This is a genomic window from Membranihabitans marinus (assembly GCF_019802045.1).
In the GTDB taxonomy this organism is placed as follows: Bacteria; Bacteroidota; Bacteroidia; order Chitinophagales; family Saprospiraceae; genus Membranihabitans; species Membranihabitans marinus_A.
This window is the reverse complement of the sequence record NZ_JAHVHU010000001.1, coordinates 89,982-111,956: the sequence shown is the minus strand read 5'-3', so window position 1 is coordinate 111,956 and position 21,975 is coordinate 89,982. Positions and strand designations below refer to the sequence as shown.

Here is a 21,975-nt window from a genome sequence, read left to right as displayed (position 1 = left end):
TTATGAGCGGTAGTATTCTCTTTGAAGCCATAGTCTTTCTTACCGGAGCCATCATTTGCGTGCCGATCGCCCGGAGATTGGGTTTGAGTTCTGTACTCGGTTATCTGTTTGCAGGCATCATAATCGGGCCTTTTTTATTGGGCTTTGTCGGTCAGGAAGGTCAGGATATTTTGCATTTTGCAGAGTTTGGCGTGGTCATGATGCTTTTCCTGGTCGGTCTCGATATTGATCTCAGAAGTTTTTGGCGAATGAGAAAAGCTATCTTCGGCATGGGCGGCGCTCAGGTTATCGGCTCCATATTACTCAGTTATTTTATCTTAATTTGGCTCGGCGTCGAATGGCGGATTGCATTGACCATATCAATGGCAGTGGCGCTTTCATCGACGGCCATATCGCTGCAGTCCATCAAAGAAAACGGATTGTTCCATACCACAGGAGGAAAATCGTCTTTTTCCATTTTACTTTTTCAGGATATCATCGTGATTCTTATGCTGGGGGTACTGCCTCTGTTGTCCAACATTGATCCCATGCAGACACAAGGTAGTCAGAATGGTACAGAGCGTCACTACCTGCTGGAAAATCTACCGCTCTGGATCCAAACGATAGCCATCCTGCTTTCGATTATTTCGATCGTGATCGCAGGCCGATACCTCATCGTACCGATGCTCCGACGAGTGGCCAAGAGTGGTGTACGTGAATTATTGGTCGCCATGGCCCTGCTTATTGTTTTTGGTATTTCCTGGCTGATGGAATTGGTCGGACTGAGTCCCGCTCTGGGTGCATTTCTGGGTGGAGTGGTTCTCGCCACCAGTGAATTCAAACACGAACTGGAATCCACCCTGGACCCTTTCAAAGCTTTATTGCTGGGGCTGTTCTTTATGGCTGTAGGAACCTCGATAAACTTCCTGGTTATCGGCGACAATCCCCTTGTGGTCAGCGGCCTGGTTGTGGGGGTCATCGTTATCAAAGCGGTCATCTTGTATGTGGTGGGATTTATCTTTCGGTTAAAAATCGACCAACGTCTCCTCCTGGCCGTGGGTTTGGCTCAAATCGGTGAATTCGCCTTTGTATTACTCTCTTTCTCATTTGAGCTTTACATCCTTACCAGAGAGCAGCTGGATATCATGCTAGCCGTCACTGCACTGACCATGACCATCACACCGATCCTGGGGATGATTAACGAGCGGCTAATTCTTCCTCGTGTGGGCACCAGGGAATCGGAAGTTCGCCCCATGGACCAGATTGAAAAGAAACACAAAATTATTTTACTGGGATTTGGTCATTTTGGTAGTACCATTGGTCGTTTTCTACGAGCACACGGGGTGGAAGCAACCGTATTGGACCATGATTCCAATCGTGTCGACTTTTTGAGAAAAATGGGATTTGAGGTGTATTACGGGGACGGAACCCGGATGGACTTACTGGAATCTGCGGGGATCGCCGCTGCCGATATCATCATCCTGGCCATCGACGACACAGACGCGAAACTGGAGCTTGTCCGTAAATTAAAAACCAAATACCCCAATCTAAAATACATGGTCCGGGCTAAGAACACCTTTGACGCCTACGAACTCCGCAAGCTGGGTGTCCGGCACATTTATCGGGAATATTTTGGCACATCCATCAAAATGGCTGGCGACGTATTGAGCGATCTGGGATTTGATCAGGAAGCTACCCAAACCCAGGTGGATAAATTTATAAAATACGATCAGGAGAGTATGGCAAGATTAGCTGATACGGTCACCAATAAAAAAGAGTATTTATTCCAGGTCAGAGAGGAAATTGCGTTGCAAGAAAAACTGATGGCCGAAGACCTCAATATTGGTAAAAGCAAGATCGATGCCCACAGAAAGACCGCTGAATCGCAGGCCAAATCATGAATAGAATTATAATCCGGTTTGGGTACTGCACCTATGCGGACGCATAGGCACATAAACAATCAGCCTTTATTTTTGTACCCAAGCAAACGAAGTATGTAACGAAATAAAATGAAGGCAAACAAAGAAAGCTTGTTTCAGCATGTGAAATTTCTGACATCCATTTACCCGTATAGAAACTATAAAAACATCGAAAGTCTCAACAAAGCAGCTTGTTATATCGAAAATGAATTCAAGAAAACCGGTTTACCCACATCCCGGCAACAGTGGGAAGCTAAAGAAAATATCTACGCAAACATTATCGCTTCTTACCAACCCGAAAAAACAAATCGTTTTATTATTGGCGCCCATTATGATGTGTATAAAGAGCAGCCCGGTGCAGATGATAATGCCAGTAGTGTTGCCGGTCTGTTAGAACTGGCGCGAATGCTGACTGAGCATGGAGATAAGTTGACCTATGGCATTGATTTTATTTCCTTTTGTCTGGAAGAACCCCCCTTTTGAAATTATGACCGATGCGGTAAACAGTCTTGCCCACGCATTATTTAATTTTATGAAATGAACATCGGTGATCCAGAGCCATCGGCCACCACTGCATCTATAGGGTACGCGAAGGGGAATAAAAAAGAGGCCAGGCTTTGGAATTGAACGCATGGGCTGGCGAGACATCTCATTTGAAATCAAAGGGGGATGTTATGTATGATTTGAAAATAACAAGATAACGGATGAGCTGTCAGGGGCGGAATACCTTATGCATTTTAGAGCTGGCGCAGCAGTTATCAAAATACAGAGCTGTCAAAATATCATTTCGATACCGGAGAAGTGCAAAAATCATTATCATTGCATCATGGCACTATTTCTCATCGATCATCAGAAAGACAACCGGATATTTTTCAGCACCGAAGTATCCCACCACATGGTACGCAGTTTACGCAAAAAACCGGGAGACTCGATTCATGCCAGTGACGGGAAGGGATTGATCTTCACAGCAATTATTGAAAGTGCAACCAATCAAAATGTCGAAGCAGTCATCCTGGACGAAGAATTCATTCAGAAAAACTGGGAAGTGCATGTGGCCTGCTCACTGATCAAGAAAGAAAGTCGTTTTGAAGTATTCCTCGAAAAAGCCACAGAGATCGGGGTACACCGAATTACACCATTGCAATGTGAACGAACTGTAAAACCTAAGCTTCGGGTAGATCGCGCCCGGAAAATCATTCAATCAGCGGTTCAACAATCCTTTAATCCGCATGTTCCTATTCTTGATTCACCCATGGAGTTCAGCACATACATTGGTCAGTCCGGCTACAAGGCACACGAACGCTATATAGCTACGGCTGTTGAACGGGAAGAGACCCGAACCCTGGAGCAGCAATACAGTGGGAAAAATCCCGTTCACATACTGATCGGACCCGAAGGTGATTTCACTCCGGAAGAATCGGAAATTGCGCTAAAAGCGGGGTGGAATCCCGTTTCTCTGGGAATGAACCGGCTACGAACAGAAACGGCAGCGATAGCTGCTGTGCAGATTATTAAAAGTTGTTATCAGATAAAAACCCAAGCAACCCAATGAAATATCTCTTTTCACTGATTTTCCTGGCTTTTTTACACCTATCGGTGGCCGCACAAAAAACACCCATAGGCTTGTTAAAGTATCGGGGAGGAGGTGACTGGTACGCCAATCCCACTTCTTTACCCAACCTGATTCAGTTTTCTAACCGAACGCTGAGAACCAATATCGATGATGATTATATCACTGTCGATGTAGGCAGTCCGGAGTTATTTAACCTTCCGTTCGTTCATATGACCGGTCATGGCAACGTCGTGTTTGATGATCAGGAAGCCAACAATCTTAGAATGTATCTGCTCGCTGGTGGATTTTTACACATCGATGATAATTATGGTATGGATCCGTATGTTCGAGTAGCCATGAAGAAGGTATTTCCTGAACTAGACTTTGTCGAGCTGCCATTTGATCATCCCATCTATCACCAAAAATATAAATTCCCACAAGGTCTGCCCAAAATACATGAGCACGATGGAAAGCCACCGCAGGGATTTGGATTGATCTATGAAGGCCGGCTGGTTTGTTTCTATAGTTATGAAACCGACCTGGGGAATGGATGGGAAGATGAATCGGTCCATAACGATCCGCCTGAAAAGCGGTTGCAGGCCCTGCAAATGGGGGCGAACCTGATCCAATACGTATTCATCCATTAAAAGCCGGGGCTGTATGTTCTACCTGATCACAAAATCCATTCATATAATCGGTGTTGTCAGCTGGTTCGCCGGTTTGTTCTACCTGGTTCGACTGTTCGTCTACTACCGGGAGGCTGCAGATGAAACCACGCAAAAACAACAAATTTTACAAGCCCAATACAAGGTCATGATCCGTCGGTTGTATCAGATCATTACCACACCCGCTATGGTCATCACGTTGATTGCGGGTATAGGGATGCTAGGGCTTCGACCGGAATTATTGCAAACGCCCTGGATGCTCGCTAAGTTATTACTGGTAGCTGGTTTGTTGGTGTATCATTGGTATTGTGGTCGAATTATTCGCCAACTTAGCGACCAACAAATAAAGTGGGCTCCATTTCGGTTGCGGCTTTTTAATGAGGTCGCCACAATTTTGTTGGTTGCAATTGTTTTTTTGGTCGTATTAAAAAATACGTTCAATGCGTTGTATGGATTGATCGGGTTCATGGTATTTGCGATCGTACTTTTCGCCGCAGCTTCCTGGTATAAAACCAGACGAAAATCTCAAAAATCATTTAAAAAATAAAGAACGATATACATGCAATTTGCTTTTCCACTTTTTCTGATTGCCCTGGCTAGTATACTCATTCCGTTGATCATACACCTGTTTTATTTTCAGCGCTACCGAACGGAGTATTTTTCCAACGTCAGCTTTCTCAAGGAGGTGGTCGAGCAGAAGCAAACCCGATCCCGTCTACAAAACATCCTTGTTCTCCTGGCACGCATATTTTTTCTGGTCTTTCTGGTGTTGGCCTTTGCTCAGCCTTTTCTACAAGACAGTTCCAAATCCGAACAGGGACGGCCCGATTTTGTCTCGATTTTTATCGATAATTCTTTTAGCATGGAAGGCCTGAGCAGTGAAACACCAGTCTTCCAGGTGGCAGCGAACAGAGCAAAAGAAATTATCCGGTCCTACCCGGAGGGAACTTCGTTTCAGATTTTGACCAATCAACTTAATCCTGCGGCCCATCGGGTTGTCGATCGGGATCTGGCTCTGGGATTTATCGACGAAATAGAATTGAGTTCCGAAAGCACGAATTTTAACCAGGTCTATGAATTTATCCGAAAAACGGCGGTCCGACAGAAAAGCAACGGTCACGCCTACTGGCTTTCCGACTTTCAGCAGAACGCCTTGACACAGCCCATAGAGGTCGATAGTTCATTAACCGTTTTTCCGGTTCCCATTCAACCGCTGGAGATCCGGAACATCAGCATTGATTCCTGCTGGTTTGAATCTCCGGTTCCGGAAGCCAACCAGGAAAACCAGATGTACATCAAATTGACCAATTATGGGACAGCAGCCGCCGAAAGCCGGATTGTATGGCGCGAAAATGAAGAAGTAAAACCCGTGAGTACCGTGGCGATCGATGCTGGCCAATCTATCATCGACACCATCGGTATCCAGTTGTCGGGTACAGAGTCACGGGCATTGACCCTGGAAGTGACTGATCATCCGGTCACCTTTGATAATCGGTATTATCTGCAGTTGAATGCAAAGCGCAAGCTGCGGCTGCTTATCATCAATGAGGGCATTCCCAATCGGTATTTGCAATCCGCATTTCAAAACCAGGCCATGGTGGAGAAAAAGTTTGTCACCCCGGACAGAATCGTGTATTCGGAGTTTGACCAACAAGACCTCATTATTCTGGATGACCTCGAGACCATGAATACCGGCCTGTCGTCCAATCTACTGCGCTATCTGGATGAGGGAGGCAATGTGTTACTGTTTCCAGGTCCTGGAATCGCATCTGCCGGAATCAATAATTTTCTGAAAAACGCAGCACAGATCAGTCTGGGTGCGTGGATGCAAGCGGAACAGGAAGCACTGGGACTCAACTATGAAGACTTTGTTTTTTCGGATGTCTTTGAAAAGCAAGAGTCGCAAGTTGCCCTGCCCTCGGTAAAGGCCTATTATACCTTAAATGCTGGGAGCCGGACGCCACAGACGAACCTCATTCGCCTCCGAAACGGGGATCCATTTATTTCCAAAATTCATGCGAGGAATGGTTTAATGTACCTCTCTACAGCACCTCTGGATGCCCAATGGAATACTTTGGGAAATCATGCCGATATCTTCATTCCAATGCTTTACCGGATGGCTCTTTCCAGGTCTCAAACCAATCAACTGGCTTATTTTATCGGAGACGATCAATCCATATTTATCAACCCCGATCAAGAACTTCAAGCAGAAACCATCGAGATCCGAAACGAAACTCAACAATTCATTCCGTCCTACCGGCGGACCGGTGATCAGGTGGAAATATTTTTGCATGACCAAATCGGCAAAGCCGGTTTTTACGAGGTCGTCGAAGCCAATAAGACCATCGCGCGGTTTGCTATGAACTTTTCGCGGTATGAAAGTGATGTCAATCTATGGAGTCCGGAGGAGTTAAGAGAAAAAATCACCGGCCACACCATTTTTATGAATGCCGAGCAAATGGCATCATTGGGGCAATTTATTCAAGAATTTGATCGAGGCAAAGTATTTTGGAAGTACTGTCTTATATTTGCATTGGTATTCTTAATCCTGGAAAGCCTGTTGTTGCGGTTTTTCAAAAATTGATCAATCCCATGCGTATTTTATTCAAAAATGTCCAATTGTGTTTTCCGGGACATCCACTTCATGATCAGAAACGCGACCTTTTTCTTGACTACAATAAAATCGGTGCCATCGGCACCAATCTGGAGCAACCAGCAAGGACCAAAGTTCTGGAAGGCGGGGTCCTCGCTCCCGGACTGGTGGACATCGGAGCATTTTCGGGAGAACCGGGCTATGAACAGCAAGAAACCTTGCGAACGCTGAGTCGTGCCGCAGCACGCGGAGGATACACCCACGTGTATGTTCTTCCCAATCTTAATCCTGTCACGGACAATCGTTCGACAGTTCAATACCTCAAAGAAGAATCGGGCCTCATCGACATCCACCCTCTGGGAGCTATTTCCAAAGGAATCAAAGGGGTAGACCTGGCAGAAATCTATGACATGAACCGGGCAGGTGTTCGATCCTTTACTGATGGTCTCCACCCTATCCACGATGTAGGTCTCATGAAGCGAAGTCTCCAATATGTAAAAACCTTTAACGGACTGGTGATTAATACACCCTATGAGCACACCATCGAACCAGATGGGTTGATCCACGAAGGTCGGATCAGCACCGAAATGGGTCTCAAGGGAATTCCTGAAATAGCGGAAACGGTCATGCTTAAACGGGATATTGACCTGTTGGACTACACAGAATCCCGCTTGTTGGTGCATCAGATATCAACGGAAGAAAGCACCGACATTCTAAAAAACGCACGAAAAAAGCGGTCTGATTTGCATGCCTCAGTGTCTTTTTTGAACCTGATCCGTACGGTGAAACATGTTGGCAATTTTGACACCAATTACCTCGTGCTTCCGCCACTTCGGGAAGAAAAGGACCGTCAAGCTCTTATTCGATCACTCATCAACGGAGTGGTAGATTGTATTGTTTCAGGACACCTTCCCATCGAGGAGGAATACAAAAAAATAGAATTTGCGCAGGCTCATTTTGGAGCATCCACTCTGCCACTCGTTTTTCCGGTATTGCATGATCTTTTAAAAAAGCAAGCTGGCATTGACCAGTTAATTACCTGGCTCTCTATAAATCCTCGATCAGTCATGGGATTAGACCAGGTGGTTCCCGAAGAAGATTCTGATATTGATTTTGTCTGGATTGATCCAGACAAAACAACTACGTTCACCACCAGAGACTTCCCATCAAAAGGAAAAAACAGTTCCTTGCTGGACCAGCCGTGGGAAGGGGCAGTGAAAGGGGTGTTTTATCGGGAGAATTATGAATTGTATTGAAATCATAGAATTTTTAATTTTTAATTGGGGTTTTCAATCCGTCTTATCCTGGGATCAGGAAGCTTGTGGGCTTGGATGGTTTAGCCGAATGATCAATTTCGTCCCGGTAGGGACGATCCATGGGTAGAATAAATGGTTCCCCCACCACCCTTCCGTGTCAGGTACGGTCTAGAACATTTCTACGGTTGGCTTGATAGAGCGTTGAGAAAAACAAGCTGTGGTTTTAAAGCAGAATTCAATCCACCATTTACAATTACCCTTGGTTGAGCGGTTGGGTGACTTAATCGGACGGGGATGTGCCATTGTTTATGGGTATAGTTGAGTTGTTGAGAATCTTGGCTGAGTGTTTTGGGGTTATCTGACAAATCCAAACAGATGGCCCCGATTGGAACCCCGGGGATGGCCATCCACACACGATCCTGTTTGATTTTTGGTATTTTGGAGTGAATATTGAAATAAATGAATCCGAAGTCCTATTTTTGGAGTCTGAATTTAACTTCGCACCGTACGTTTGGCTGAAAGGATTCCAGCCCGTATTTATTAAACAATGAAAGACCATATGGCATGGAAAAAAAATCGGTAAATCTGGGTTTGATAGCTGGGGGTGCTATCGTGGTCATTATGTTTGTCGTGGACATCATCGACAATCACATGATGGTGCATTTTGCCATGAGCTACTTTCCAACGTTGTTACTGATCGTGGCCATGTTTCTTTCAGCCAGAGAAGCCAAAAAAGACTACAATCATCTCGCTTTTTCGGATGCGTTCAAGGAAGCATTTATTCCATTTATGGTCGGGAATGGCATCTATATGATATTCAATTATTTTCTATACAATTTTATTGACCCGGAATTGGGTGATATCGCCCGGGAAAAGGCACTCGAAATATTTGATAACGGCGTTTTTGATAACATCCTTACGGCAGATCAACGGGAACTAATGATCGAAACCACCCGGGAGAACACTTTTCGCCCGACGCTGGGACAAAGTTTTACCGGCTATTTATTCTCGCTTATTCTTCCAGGTGGATTGGTGGCACTGATACTGGCTGCCATCTACCGGACGCGATCCAAGCCATCTTTCACAGAAGCTGACTCCGATGAACAGTAATCCAACAGAATTCCCTTACGATGTATCGATCGTGGTGCCGCTGCTGAACGAAGCCGAATCACTGCCCGAACTGGAAGCCTGGATTCGAAGAACGATGAATCAACACAATCTTCGGTATGAAATCGTGTTTATCGATGATGGCAGCACAGATGACTCCTGGGACATCATTACCCGGCTGACCCACGAAAGTCCGAAAATCCGTGGAATCAAATTCCGTCGGAACTACGGCAAGTCAGCAGCTCTGAATACCGGTTTCAATATCACCAAAGGCGAAGTGATCGTCACCATGGATGCAGACTTACAAGACAGTCCCGAAGAAATTCCGGAGATGTATGATATGATCGTACGGGAGGGCTACGACGTCGTCTCGGGTTGGAAAAAGAAACGATACGACAACAAGTGGACTAAAAACCTGCCTTCCAAGCTATTTAATTGGGTCGCCCGGAAGATGTCTAAAATTCCACTTCATGACTTCAATTGTGGGCTGAAAGCATACCGTCATAAGGTCGTCCATTCCATCGAAGTCTATGGAGAGATGCATCGATACATTCCCATCATTGTCAAGTGGGCTGGATTCATGAAAATCGGTGAAAAGGTCGTACAGCATCAGCCGCGAAAGTACGGCACCAGTAAATTTGGCGTATCCCGGTTTGTGAATGGATTTTTGGATCTGGTCTCCATATTTTTTATGGGCAAATTTGGCAAACGACCGATGCACTTTTTCGGACTACTGGGTTCCATTATATTTTTTATCGGACTCCTGGCCGCCTTATATTTGGGTATTAACAAACTCATCCTTCTGAATAAAGGTATTTCAGCTCCATTGGTGACCTCCAATCCATATTTCTATATTTCCCTGGTCAGTATTATTATCGGTTCTCAGCTTTTTCTTGCCGGATTTCTGGGTGAACTCATTACCCGCAATGCCACCGAACGAAATGCCTACCAACTGGATGAGATAGCCGGATTCGAAAAAAGCGACACGCGGATTTTAGACCAAAATAAAAGTCAATCCACCAAAATAAAAAACTCGCGATTCTCAGGCAATTAAATTGCACTGAATCATTTTATTAAATCGTACAGTATGGCCATTGATCATTTTCGCTTTATTTCGGATAATATCCGTGCTTCGATCCTCGTCAAAGAACAGATGCTCCAGTCGGATGAACTATTGGAGGCCATCGGCCAGACCGTATCCCTGATCATTTTAGATTATAAAAAGGGCGGGAAGGTTTTGTTTTGTGGGAATGGCGGAAGTGCAGCTGACGCACAACATCTATCCGCTGAATTATCCGGACGATTCCGCAAGGACCGACCACCCCTTTTCGCAGAAGCGCTTCACGTGAACACCTCATTTATGACTGCTGTCGCCAATGATTACAGTTATGCTCACGTGTATGCCCGCATGCTGGGTGCCATGGGATCCGAAGGAGATGTCCTCATTGCCATTTCAACCTCCGGCCAATCAGAAAACATTATTGAAGCGGCTAAAAAGGCCCGGGAAATGAACATCAATGTGGTCGGACTGACTGGCGGTGACGGAGGAGCACTGGCCGAATACTGTGACATTGAAATAAGGATCCCGTCCTATGACACGGCGCGTATCCAGGAAGGACATATCCTGGCCGGGCACCTCATTTGTGAACTGGTTGAAGCCGAGATGTTTCCCGATGAATAAGCTAACCATTACACCCGAATGGACCTTGTTCCTCGACCGCGATGGTGTGATCAACCGGCGCATACCAGATGCTTATGTCAGCACGCCGGACGATTTTGAATTTTTACCTGGCGTGCTTGACAGCTTGTCCAGCTTGTCCAAAATATTTCTACACCTGATTATAGTGACCAACCAACAAGGCATCGGACGGGGATTAATGACTTCCCAACAACTCGACGATGTTCATAATCACATGATGGATAAAATCATCAAGAAAGGCGGTTGCATCGACGGAATCTATTATTGCGGCGACCTGGCCTTGCAGTCCGGAAATTGTCGCAAACCGTCGCCCGTGATGGGCTACCAGGCCCGGGAGGATTTTCACGATATCATTTTTGAAAAGTCCATCATGGTGGGTGATACCATAGCAGATGTAGGTTTTGGCCAGAACCTGGGCATGAAAACGATTCTGGTGGGTGAGCAACTGGGATACCCCGATCCGGAAGGAAGATGGCAGCCGGACTATGTGTTGAAAGATCTGGTGGAGTTGGAGGAACTACTTTCTGAACGGAGGTAATCTTGAACACGATGACTGGATTTACAAGATGCACACGATACATTATCCACACACAGAACCACAATCCTGAGTATCTTAAAATCTTAACAATCCTGTTCGAAGAACCATCCTGACATATCCTAAAATCTTACAAATCCTGTTCTGACTCGTGCCTGGAACACGATGACCGGATGTACAAGATACTCACGATTCAGGATTCCCATACAAAACCACCATCCTGTCACATCCTAAAATCATATAAATCCTCTTCTGACTCGCCTGGAACACGATGACTGGATGTACAAGATACTCACGATTCCGTATTCGCACCCAAAACTACCATCCTGACATATCCCGAAATCTTACCAATCCTGTTCTGACATCAATCCTTATCCTACTTTAGCTTCTTATTGTAAACTCGATTAAATTGAAGGCTACTTCCCCCAAAATTAATTAACAATCCATCGGCTATCTCGTAGGCTTCACAATAATTAATAGCCTGCGCTTTATGCACCCCTTCTAATTTCTCAATAGCTTTAATTTCGACCATTGCTTTTTCTTCTACCAGAAAGTCAACTCGTCTGGTTCCAACATTTTCTCCTTTGTAAGTTAGGTCCATTTCCAATTCCCTGGCAAATGACAGCCCCTGTAATCTGAATTCGATAGCCAAAGCTCTTTGGTAAACAACTTCTTGAAAACCATTACCTAAGTGATTGTGAACCTCCATCGCACATCCAATAATCTTGTGGGTTAATTCGTCGATTTTTTCATTTTTCATCTTTTATTTTATATTAATTTTCTGAAAACGACTCCATTTGTCTTGAACACGATGACTGGATTTACACGATGCACACGATTCATTATCCACACACCGAACTACAATCCTGAGTATCTTAAAATCTTAAAAATCCTGTTCGAAGAACCATCCTGACACATCCTAAAATCTTACAAATCCTGTTCTGAAAAATTATCTTACCACCGTCACCTCCCCCGAGAACAGCCTGACTTCCCCATTGATCAGCTCCAATTCACAGACAAAAGCATAAATTCCCGGTTCAGCAAATACAGAACCACTGTTCCCCTTCCATAAAACCAGGCTACCAGGCTCCAATGCATCAGCTGGAGTGTGCACCACGTTTCCCCATCGATCCAGAATCCGGGCGGATCTGATCCGATGGACAAGATGAGGCGGTGCGATAATCCGAAAGTCATCATTCACACCATCACCATTGGGTGAAAAAGCATTGGGAAAAGCGATGGGCAGATTGTCATCTTCCACCTCTATAAAAAAAGTTTCGCTACTGCGGCATCCATTCCGATTCAGTGCTTCAATGACCACCTCTGCAGATCTGATCGGAATAAATGTAACCCTGCTGCAGTCCGTACAATCTTCCAGGATATCGGGAATTGCAATCACAGAATGAATTTCTTCCGTCGCTGAGATATCGATCGTGAGTGGTTGACCAAGTACCAGCTGGGTATCGCGAAAAGGATGTAAATCAAAAAGTGGTGGGTTGATTAGTCGTTCCTCCGTGTTGAATACACAACCAAAATGATCCCGAATTCCGATCTGCTTGATTCCGGAGGACAGATTCGAAAATCGACCCGTTCGGTTGGTATCTGATTCAACGATATACTCGTAAGGGCCGTACCCGCCTGATGTATTCAAAATTTCTAATTGCCCATCTTCAGAATTATGACACAACGGATGACCCACCAGAAGATCAAAAGCCACCGGCACCTTTTCGACCACCTCGAGATGCAGTGTGACGATGGAGTCACATCCGTGTGAAGAAAAGAATGAAGCCGTGTAACTGCCTGGATCTGTCAGCTGATCCCCATCAAATGACCGTTCATTTCCAACACAGATGGTATCCCAAATTTCGTATTGCAATGGAAGAACCTCCGCCCGAACCACCTCCGAATGAGAAATGCAGTGCGGATTATTTAGGTTCTCAGCAGAGTTCGTGACCTGATACCGATAATAATACGTTCCAGGGATGGACACGTCCTGCTCAATTGTGGTCTGATTTTGCCCTCCGGTGTTTTGCCAATCCTCACCCGGGGTCTGGGTTGTCTGCCACTGAATGTAGAACTGACTGGTGTCTATATTGGTTGAGATAGCAGTCGCTTGTGCGCTATTGTCTTCACAAAAATACACTTCTGCCGCCAAATCAGGATCCGGATCAGGGCCACAAGGTCGAAAAGTAATGTTATCCAGGGCCAGATCATTTCCTGTACCGCCGGGTGCTTTATTGACCAGACTTAACTTAATGCTTATCTGACCGGGTTCCAAGGCAAAGACAAACCCATGTTTGTGCCATTGTTCATCCTGGGGTATTTTCCCGGTAGAATATCTGACCGAATCGTCAATCATGAAGTCAAGATCCGGCAAGGAATGTCCTCCCACCTCCCGTCGTACCACATTAATAATATCTGCGGAAAATTCAAAAGTCGTATTGGGGCATAAACTATCAATAGTCTGTTCATAAAATATACCGGGTTGATACGATGCATTGACCACCATCATATACCCCTGTGGATCATCGCTGTTATCTCCGATATTAATCCACGATCCGTAGTTTCTTTCCCACCGGGCCATGTTGTTCGTGATGGTATAATAACCATCGCTGGGTGGAGTCTGGGTGGTATAGATGTATCCCGGCGCAATGCCTGTGGCATTGGGGACGATGTTTTCATATCCACTGCCAAAATCTCCCGCACTGAATATATTCTCGCCGAAAGTCCCGGTGCAGGTGACTTGTGCATCCATTGCAAAAGTGAACAAGATGAATGGAAACCAACTAATGTAATAATACCACTTCCAGCTCATATTTCAAGGTAATTCAAAATTTGGCATTATTTCCGTCATGTCCAAAAAGATGATACGGTGCCAGGTGGGGATGTGTGTAAATCCCGTTAAAAAAGTATCAATGAACCTGCAGGAAGAAAAACTGAAAAATCCTTCCTCAGGCGGGTGCGTGCACAGTCTTAGGAAGGTCAGCTGCAAGCCCCTCTAAGCTTCCCATCACCAGATCGCTTCCACCGTTTCCCACCCGCACTAAAAACTGGTAGGAGTTTGACGCCTATGGTTCCTAAAAGCGGAGCGATCTACCCCTCAGCATCTACTCACTTAGCTTCGTCTGCCTGAGAATATAATCCAAATAAACCATGGACAGCTTTTTCTTTTTCTCCGGTGAATAGACAAACCCGTCTATAAAAACAACTTCCTGTTGTTCTTCATCCAGCAGAAGATAGGATACAAAAGAACCTCCCAGGAAATCCCCGACGATTTCCCAGATCCCATCTGCTTTTACCGCATATTGTCCGTTGATCTCTGTGGATTCTGTAAACATGGGCAAATCGGTCGCATTAACCCGCATATAAGTACCCGATACCGTGGAAGAAATATATTCACCCATCCTGTTCCGCATCTGTATGATTCCTTCCTTAGAGAACTGATCCTGACTCTTGTATGGAAACCGGGCAACCATGATAGAGCGGCTGATTTCCGGTACTTCCTGCCGCAACCAGATTAGTGAATCCGCCACAAGGGCTGTCGTGTAATCTGCCGGAATTTTCATGTCAATTTGAAACTTTTGCTTCAAGGTGTCCTGAATCATCTTATTTTGGCCCTGAACATAGACCGTCGATTGAATCATACCCTGATAAAACTGCTCAATCCGATTTGAAATAGTCAGATAACTCCGGTTGATTTCTTTGATCAGAGATGCCTGATCCGGGGCATAAATGTATATAATCAATTGGTCTCTGGCCCATTTATCCTGACCGATCTTGACCCCGGGATCTTTAAAATCAATGGATTCCCGGAAATCTCTGCGAACCATACGGGTGAGCTCATCATCGATACTCATATCGGCCAATACAAGAAAACATTTCAAGTTTCTTAGAAGCGGTTGCTCATCCAGATCCCTGGCTTCATAATAACGCAATTCAAAATAGGGTTCTGGCTGAGGAAGTATGGGATAGGCCCGGCCATAGCGGTAATCAAAGGTATCGATCACATCAGAATTAAACACTTCGGGGGAGACTAACGTGTTCACCTGATATATTTTACCCATCGAGGATGGCTTGATATCTCCTCGATACTCACTACTGTCACCACATCCCACCAGGATAGAAGAGACGAAAATCACAAAGTAAAGTGGAAATAAATACGGAGCATTAGGTATACACATAAAATTCAACTTTCATCCTCTAAGATGCCCAAATGAAGCATTTTGGTGTATGTCCCAGAAAATCTACTTGCTCTGAGCATTTACAACAATTGCCGAATAATATCTTCTTCGGACAGACCTTCTGCTTCGGCCTTGTAATTCTTTACGATCCGATGTCGCAACACGTAATCCGCAATGGCCTGTACGTCCTCGATATCGGGAGAGTATTTTCCATGGATAGCCGCATGACATTTTGCACCCAACACCAAATACTGCGACGCCCGGGGACCTGCCCCCCATTGGATATACTCCTTGACGACATCCGGACTTTGCTCGCCTTCCGGCCGTGTCTTATGAACCAATCGAACGGCATATTCCAGCACATTATCTGCCAGAGGTATTTGACGGATCAATTTTTGAAAAAATTGAATTTCTTTGCCATTTAAAATCTGATCCAAGTCCATGGCATGGGTTCCGGTGGTCGCTTTCACTACCTGCAGTTCCTCCTCATAGCTGGGATATTGCAAAGGTATATTAAACATAAATCGATCCAGCTGAGCTTCAGGCAAGGGATAGGTTCCTTCCTGCTCAATAGGGTTTTGGGTGGCCAGTACAAAAAAGGGCTGTGGCAATGGAAAGTTTTCACCAGCTACCGTGACCGATCGCTCCTGCATGGCCTCCAGCAATGCAGCCTGCGTCTTGGGCGGAGTCCGGTTAATCTCATCAGCCAACACAATATTGGAAAATATTGGCCCCTGGTTAAACTGGAACTGGCGATTGTCACCTAATATTTCTGACCCAGTAATATCCGAAGGCATTAAGTCCGGTGTAAACTGAATCCGTTTAAAATCCAGATCCAGCACATCGGAAATGGTACTCACCAACAAGGTTTTAGCTAGTCCGGGCACGCCTACGAGCAAACTGTGCCCATTGCTAAATAACGAAATAATCACAGTCTCGACCACTTTATCCTGTCCGACAATGATTTTTCCTATTTCTTTTCGGAGTAAAGTGTATTTTCTGGATAGTTCATCGACCGCTTCTTTTCCAGATGATTGTTTTACTTCTTGCATAAATTTATGTTGTTTTTTAATAGCCCTGGTGGAAAGAACGAATATACAAGGATTCAATTGCAATCCCAGACCAAATCAGATAATGGATACAATTTATTTTTGTTGTAATCAAAATGCCACCATTCCGTGCGAATGGGCGAGAAATGATACTTGCGCAGGGTTTCCGTGAGCAGTGATCTATGCTGAAGAATATCTGCCGGCAGATCCTTAAAATCCTGATGCGCTCGCTCACCAAAAAAGTCATAAGGGGTACCCATTTCCAGTTCTTTGCCTGTCGAATCCACCAAAGTAAGATCCACCGCCCCACCCCGATTGTGCACCGAACCCTTCCACGGACGGGCTACATACCGCGGATCCGGAACAGATTCCCACAGCTTATACTGAATGGGCCGGGGCCGGTAACAATCAAACAGTTTAATCCGGTATCCTGCTTTTTTAAACTCTTTGTGAGCCTCAATCAGCAATTCAGCGACCGGCTCCCGCAAGTAACACTTCCCGCAGTCATACATCTGTTCGCCCGTGAAATTATTGGTGGTCGCATATCGGATATCGAGTAAAAAAGTGGAATCCAGCGTCATCACATCTACCAGTCGGACCCCTCCATCACCCGCTTCTTCCAGGTATTGCTGGGCAAATAGTGCGGTGCCGGCTCCCCATGCATATAGAAAGCTAAACACCAATACAAACCCACACTTTGAAAAATTCATAAATCACGTTTTATCATCCTGTCATTGAAACACTAAGCGTTATGGTGGTACCCACGGGCTATCGCAGACTTCTACCCAATCATATACTACAATCACCGTCCGTCGTCAGTGATCCACTTGTTTACCCCACCAATTCCCTGAATGCATCCTCCGTCAATATATCGACCGTCCCCATTTCCTTTGCTTTTTTCAATTTGGAACCTGCATTTGCCCCCACCACCAAAATATCCAGGTTACCGCTCACCGCAGAAATCGTTTTACCGCCATTTTTCTCGGCCATTTTCTTGGCCTCCGCCCGGGTCATAGATTGTAAACTACCCGTAAAAAGAATAGTTTTTCCAGTCAAGGGAGCGTCTTCAGCGATATCCAGTGGTTTATCCGAATCTTTCTGACTCATATCAACGCCCAATTCTTCCATTCGTCGAAGAATCTTGACATTTTCAGGCACAGAAAAGAATTCATGGATATTTTTTGCCACTACGGGGCCGATGTCTTTGATGGCTATGAAATCCTCTTGTGTCCATTCTTGCAGTTCAAATAATGAACTTATTTCAGCAGCAATAATGGATGACACCTTCTTTCCCACGTGATGTATACTCAGACTGGTGATGATGCGGGTCAATGAATTGTTCTTGGCCGCTTCGATGCTTTTCCTAAGATTCTGAACCGATTTCTCTCCAAACCCTTCCAAATTCCGGATTTGATCATAATCCAGATTGTACACGTCACTAATATTACGCAGCCATCCCTTTTCGTAGAATGTCTCCACCAGTGCTTTGCCAAACCCGTCAATATCCATCGCCCCTTTGGACACATGATAAATGATGCGCTGAAGCACCTGTGCTTTGCAGTTGATGTTGGGACATCGCCAGGCAGCCTCCTCTTCTTCCCGCACTAATGCGGTATCACAGATCGGGCAATTTTCCGGAAACTGAATCACCTTTTCCGATCCATTCCTCAACTCAGAAAATGATTTCACAATATACGGAATCACATCACCGGCACGCTCCAGAAGAACCTGATCACCCAGACGAATATCTTTACTCTTTATAAAATCTTCGTTGTGCAGGGAAACCGAAGATATTGTCACTCCGGCAAGTTGGGTCGGCGTAATTTTTGCGACAGGTGTGATCGTTCCGATCTTACCCACTTGATACTGGACTTCCTCAAGCGTACTGGTCGCTTGTTTTGCTTTGAATTTGTAAGCCATCGCCCACCGCGGATGGTGACTGGTACTACCGAGCTGCTCCTGATAATCCAGACGATCCACTTTGACAACCATCCCATCGATTTCATAACCGTACGCCTCCCGCTGTGCTTCCCATTCTTCACAAAAACGTGCTACTTCTTCTATGGTTTGACACTTTTTAATGCCATCCACGGGAACTTTAAACCCCAATTCCTTCAACAATCGAATGCGGGCAAAATGACTATTAGTCACCTCCTCGTCCACCGGACTACCTTCCATGTGTGCGATTTGATAAAAAAAAGCCTCGATTCCCCGTTTTGCTGTATCGGCGGGATCTTTCATGCGGAGGCCACCCGTGGCTGCATTTCGTGGATTTGCGAAAAGATCTTCTCCAGCCTCTTCACGACGGGCATTAATTTCCTCAAACCGATCTTTTGGAATCAATGCTTCTCCGCGCAGTTCGACGCGATCCAGACCTGATGCACCAAAGTCTGCCGATAAAGGAACCGTGCGCAACGTCCGGATATTCCCCGTGATATCCTCCCCAATGTACCCGTCACCCCGTGTTGCTGCAGTAATCAACTTGTTATTCTCATAAACCACAACAATGCTTCCACCATCAAACTTTGGCTCGACCGTATATTCTATATTCTCCTTGTCTCCGAGGAGTTTTCGCACCGACTTATCAAAATCCATTAGATCTGCTTCATTATAAGAATTGGCCAAGGATAACATCGGACTAAGGTGCTGAATTGTATTCTGACCATCCGGCCGATCAGAACCGACCCGTTGTGTGGGACTCATCGCCGTCAGCCATTCGGGATGCAAGGCCTCCGCCTCCTCTGCTTTTTTAAACAACTGATCATATTCCGAATCAGCCAATTGGGGGTCATTATCGACATAATACTTTCGTTCATGATATCGGAGCACATCCAACAAGTCATCATACTCCTTATGAGTTAAACCGGAAGCATTCTCCAGATCCAGAAAGTACCGAGTCTTCTCTCGGTAAGGATGTTTTTCGGGCATGGTCATTCTTTTTCGTTTATTTTGGTAAAACTATAGGCAGGAACACGTCCCTGAACCCCACTAAAATGTGCACTGATATCATCAAACTGATTCTCATTCGAAGGATCAGGCCATACTGGTCCGGTGATGTGCACCTTTTTCTTACTGTAATCAAAAGCTGTCAGATACATGGGTACTTGTGCTTCCAGCGCTATATAATAAAAACCAGTTTTCAGTCGCTCTACTTTTCTTCGTGTACCTTCCGGTGCAATGGCTATATAAAACCGTTCGTGTTGATCAAAGATAGCGGCCACAGACTGTACATATCCCTGGCTGCGGCTGCGATCCACCGGATACCCACCCAGTAAACGGAAAACACGGCCTTTTACCCCGGAAAAAAGTGATTTTTTAGCGATAAATCGTACATTCAGTCCCAGGTATTGACGAACCAGCAGCCCCAGCGGAAAATCTTGCCAGTGGGTATGAGGAGCCACGACAAACAGCCCTTTTTCAGTACAGGGTGCATCACCGGTCACTTCCCAGCCAAATAGTGCCAAGATTTTTTTTGCGATGACCTGTTTTATATGCATAGCGGTGATTTATATATATTTTATGTCCAAATTTATAAAACTTAAGGCAAAGCATAGCACCAAAATAGTGGAACTGCCGATTAAACCTTTTCCGATTCCGGACATCTACGCTATAGTTACCGGGGAAATAATGAAGTAATCATTTATTTTCATCTAATACAACACATGTGGAAGAAATCAACGACCAGGAGCTTTTACGATTAATACGTCATCCTGATTCCAGGGACACCGGCTTCAAAATCATTTTTGACCGATACCATCGGGAGCTCTATGGTTATATTCGAAAAATTGTTATTACGCATGAAAATACTGATGATGTTCTACAAAACACTTTTATGAAAGTCTATAAAAGCATATCCAAATTTCGTGGTGAATCCAGTTTGAGAAGCTGGATGTACCGGATCGCACACAATGAATCCCTCCAGTTGATCAAGAAAAATAAGCGACAAGCTGCTGTCCGCGCCGAGGAAATCATACCCCACACCCTTTTTGCTGACCCCTATTTTAAAGGGGAAAAAATTCACCAACTGCTGCTCCGCGCAGTAGCGAGTCTGCCGGAGCGTCAAAAACAAGTGTTTGAGCTAAAGTATTTTGAAGAGTTTAAATATGGAGAAATAGCCTCCATGTTGCAGTTGACCGAAGGTGCATTAAAAGCCTCGTATCATCATGCGGTTGCTAAAATCAAAGATTTCGTAAAACAAAATTCTATTTCCGAATGAACCAGGAAAAACCCATGGATCCAATACCAAATAAAATGACCGACATCAAATCAGAACGGATATTTGACATCCCTCCGAATTACTTCAATCAACTGGAAGGACAATTTTTTGATTCCAACGGAAAATATATTCATTCTGCACAGAAAAAACGATCCTTCCGTTCACATTATATCTGGAGCATCGCAGCAACCATAGCCCTCGTGGTTTCGGTGGCATGGTGGTATTCGACAGATCACTCCGGTTCTACTCAGACAACGATCAGCGAGACAGACCTGGAACACTATATTCAATCGAATATTATGGACTTTGACCTCGAAATGCTGACTCAGTCCTTTGTTAGGGAATTATCCTCCCCCGACGTACCGATCGAAACGGGGAATTACCAATCCTACATTCAGGAAAACCTGGATGATTTCGATGACCTCTTATACCTTCAATAAAATATAAATATCATGTTAAAACCACTCACTATGACTATTCTTCTCCTTCTGACGGGATGGCTGACAACATCGGCACAAAATCAAAGGTTTGAAAAAATCAAGGCGCACAAAGTAGCCTATCTCACCGAAAAAATGGAACTCAGCGTGTCCGAAGCAGAGAAGTTTTGGCCCCTCTACAATGAATATGAGAAAGCACAGCAGGAAATTCGAAGTCAAAAAAGATCTCAGGTTAAGAACCCCTCCGATGACCAAGCAAAAGAGATCCTGTTTAATGCACTCGAGAGCAATGCCAAAGAGATTGACTTAAAACGAGAGTTTTACAAGGAGGCAGCTCAGATTCTATCGTATAAAAAGCTGTATCTCATGGAACAGGGTGAGCGTGAATTTAGACTAACCATACTTGAGCGGTATAAGAACATGCGCAAGCGGTAACGCGTGTGATCGGTCCACTAGTGCACCACTGGAATGTTTAGGTAGTATCTAGGCCTTCCCTCCCGACATGCACCTAATAAGTGCAAATAAAAGCTCTATTGGAGCATGATTCACTAGACCGCAGAGCGGTTCATAACTATGTTAGCACATGATTTGCATATTCTTGGATTTCGGAGGAGTCGTCATGTCTACGTATACATTACGACCGCTCTGAGGTCGGTATTTTGACAATAACCGGTGCTTATATTCTTCGACCTGCGCTGTAGGTCTGCTTATCTACATTTCCGAGTAGAGCGGTTCGTTACCTCCCCGCTCCCTCACAGATCCGTACGAGCAGCTTTCCCGCATACGG

The 21,975-nt window shown here is 45.1% G+C and carries 21 protein-coding genes; 14 read left to right on the top strand and 7 right to left on the bottom strand.

All coding sequences use genetic code 11. The features are described from left to right. Positions 1-2 precede the first annotated feature (2 nt). The 11 genes from KUV50_RS00425 (at position 3) to KUV50_RS00375 (ending at position 11,308) form a co-directional block, all read left to right on the top strand. Positions 3-1,880: a monovalent cation:proton antiporter-2 (CPA2) family protein gene (locus KUV50_RS00425; RefSeq protein ID WP_222578099.1), complete on the top strand. Its 1,878-nt coding sequence runs from the start codon at positions 3-5 to the stop codon at positions 1,878-1,880. A 108-nt stretch (positions 1,881-1,988) separates the two neighbouring features. Continuing rightward, positions 1,989-2,381, top strand: a complete 393-nt coding sequence (locus KUV50_RS00420) for a M28 family peptidase (RefSeq protein WP_222578098.1) — start codon at positions 1,989-1,991, stop codon at positions 2,379-2,381. 343 nt (positions 2,382-2,724) lie between these two features. Continuing rightward, entirely contained in the window at positions 2,725-3,450 is a 726-nt protein-coding gene (locus KUV50_RS00415) for an RsmE family RNA methyltransferase (RefSeq protein WP_222578097.1), read from the top strand. Further along, positions 3,447-4,097, top strand: coding sequence for a DUF4159 domain-containing protein (locus tag KUV50_RS00410; RefSeq protein ID WP_222578096.1), 651 nt, complete (start codon positions 3,447-3,449; stop codon positions 4,095-4,097). The genes KUV50_RS00415 and KUV50_RS00410 overlap by 4 nt, the downstream gene beginning before the upstream one ends. Before the next feature lie 13 nt (positions 4,098-4,110). Beyond that, on the top strand, positions 4,111-4,662 hold the full coding sequence (gene hemJ / locus KUV50_RS00405) for a protoporphyrinogen oxidase HemJ (protein ID WP_222578095.1): 552 nt from the start codon (positions 4,111-4,113) through the stop codon (positions 4,660-4,662). A gap of 12 nt (positions 4,663-4,674) precedes the next feature. Then, complete coding sequence (locus KUV50_RS00400; RefSeq protein ID WP_222578094.1) at positions 4,675-6,699, top strand: BatA domain-containing protein; 2,025 nt, start codon at positions 4,675-4,677, stop codon at positions 6,697-6,699. An 8-nt stretch (positions 6,700-6,707) separates the two neighbouring features. After that, positions 6,708-7,964 carry a dihydroorotase gene (locus tag KUV50_RS00395; protein WP_222578093.1) on the top strand — a complete coding sequence of 419 codons (1,257 nt, stop codon included), beginning with the start codon at positions 6,708-6,710 and terminating at the stop codon, positions 7,962-7,964. A gap of 564 nt (positions 7,965-8,528) precedes the next feature. After that, a complete protein-coding gene (locus tag KUV50_RS00390) occupies positions 8,529-9,074 on the top strand; it encodes a DUF4199 domain-containing protein (RefSeq protein WP_222578092.1) in 546 nt (181 codons plus the stop codon). Beyond that, complete coding sequence (locus KUV50_RS00385) at positions 9,064-10,125, top strand: glycosyltransferase family 2 protein (RefSeq protein WP_222578091.1); 1,062 nt, start codon at positions 9,064-9,066, stop codon at positions 10,123-10,125. The genes KUV50_RS00390 and KUV50_RS00385 overlap by 11 nt, the downstream gene beginning before the upstream one ends. A 33-nt stretch (positions 10,126-10,158) precedes the next feature. After that, a complete protein-coding gene (locus KUV50_RS00380) occupies positions 10,159-10,752 on the top strand; it encodes an SIS domain-containing protein (RefSeq protein ID WP_222578090.1) in 594 nt (197 codons plus the stop codon). Next, positions 10,745-11,308, top strand: a complete 564-nt coding sequence (locus tag KUV50_RS00375; RefSeq protein WP_222578089.1) for a D-glycero-alpha-D-manno-heptose-1,7-bisphosphate 7-phosphatase — start codon at positions 10,745-10,747, stop codon at positions 11,306-11,308. The genes KUV50_RS00380 and KUV50_RS00375 overlap by 8 nt, the downstream gene beginning before the upstream one ends. Positions 11,309-11,681: 373 nt before the next feature. Here KUV50_RS00375 and KUV50_RS00370 read toward each other — a convergent pair whose 3' ends face one another. From KUV50_RS00370 to KUV50_RS00340, 7 genes are all read right to left on the bottom strand, one after another. Then, the gene (locus KUV50_RS00370) at positions 11,682-12,065 is read right to left on the bottom strand and encodes a GxxExxY protein (RefSeq protein ID WP_222578088.1); all 384 of its coding nucleotides are present in this window, start codon (positions 12,063-12,065) and stop codon (positions 11,682-11,684) included. A 189-nt stretch (positions 12,066-12,254) separates the two neighbouring features. Continuing rightward, positions 12,255-14,120, bottom strand: coding sequence for a gliding motility-associated C-terminal domain-containing protein (locus tag KUV50_RS00365; RefSeq protein ID WP_222578087.1), 1,866 nt, complete (start codon positions 14,118-14,120; stop codon positions 12,255-12,257). Positions 14,121-14,412: 292 nt separating this feature from the next. Beyond that, the gene (locus tag KUV50_RS00360; protein ID WP_222578086.1) at positions 14,413-15,486 is read right to left on the bottom strand and encodes a DUF4837 family protein; all 1,074 of its coding nucleotides are present in this window, start codon (positions 15,484-15,486) and stop codon (positions 14,413-14,415) included. 80 nt (positions 15,487-15,566) lie between these two features. Then, entirely contained in the window at positions 15,567-16,538 is a 972-nt protein-coding gene (locus tag KUV50_RS00355) for an AAA family ATPase (RefSeq protein WP_222578085.1), read from the bottom strand. Positions 16,539-16,591: 53 nt separating this feature from the next. Further along, positions 16,592-17,245: a M15 family metallopeptidase gene (locus tag KUV50_RS00350; protein ID WP_261394944.1), complete on the bottom strand. Its 654-nt coding sequence runs from the start codon at positions 17,243-17,245 to the stop codon at positions 16,592-16,594. A gap of 121 nt (positions 17,246-17,366) precedes the next feature. Continuing rightward, entirely contained in the window at positions 17,367-19,463 is a 2,097-nt protein-coding gene (gene ligA, locus KUV50_RS00345) for an NAD-dependent DNA ligase LigA (protein WP_261394943.1), read from the bottom strand. A 2-nt stretch (positions 19,464-19,465) separates the two neighbouring features. Further along, entirely contained in the window at positions 19,466-20,032 is a 567-nt protein-coding gene (locus tag KUV50_RS00340) for a 1-acyl-sn-glycerol-3-phosphate acyltransferase (RefSeq protein WP_222578083.1), read from the bottom strand. A 167-nt stretch (positions 20,033-20,199) separates the two neighbouring features. On the opposite strand from KUV50_RS00340, the gene KUV50_RS00335 reads away from it, so the two are divergent. Genes KUV50_RS00335 through KUV50_RS00325 form a run of 3 tightly spaced genes read left to right on the top strand, consistent with a single transcriptional unit; the run spans position 20,200 to position 21,623 of the window. Next, positions 20,200-20,751: an RNA polymerase sigma factor gene (locus KUV50_RS00335; protein ID WP_222578082.1), complete on the top strand. Its 552-nt coding sequence runs from the start codon at positions 20,200-20,202 to the stop codon at positions 20,749-20,751. Next, positions 20,748-21,191, top strand: coding sequence for a hypothetical protein (locus KUV50_RS00330; RefSeq protein WP_222578081.1), 444 nt, complete (start codon positions 20,748-20,750; stop codon positions 21,189-21,191). Before KUV50_RS00335 ends, KUV50_RS00330 begins: the two co-directional genes overlap by 4 nt. A gap of 30 nt (positions 21,192-21,221) precedes the next feature. Then, positions 21,222-21,623, top strand: a complete 402-nt coding sequence (locus tag KUV50_RS00325) for a hypothetical protein (RefSeq protein ID WP_222578080.1) — start codon at positions 21,222-21,224, stop codon at positions 21,621-21,623. Positions 21,624-21,975 lie beyond the last annotated feature (352 nt).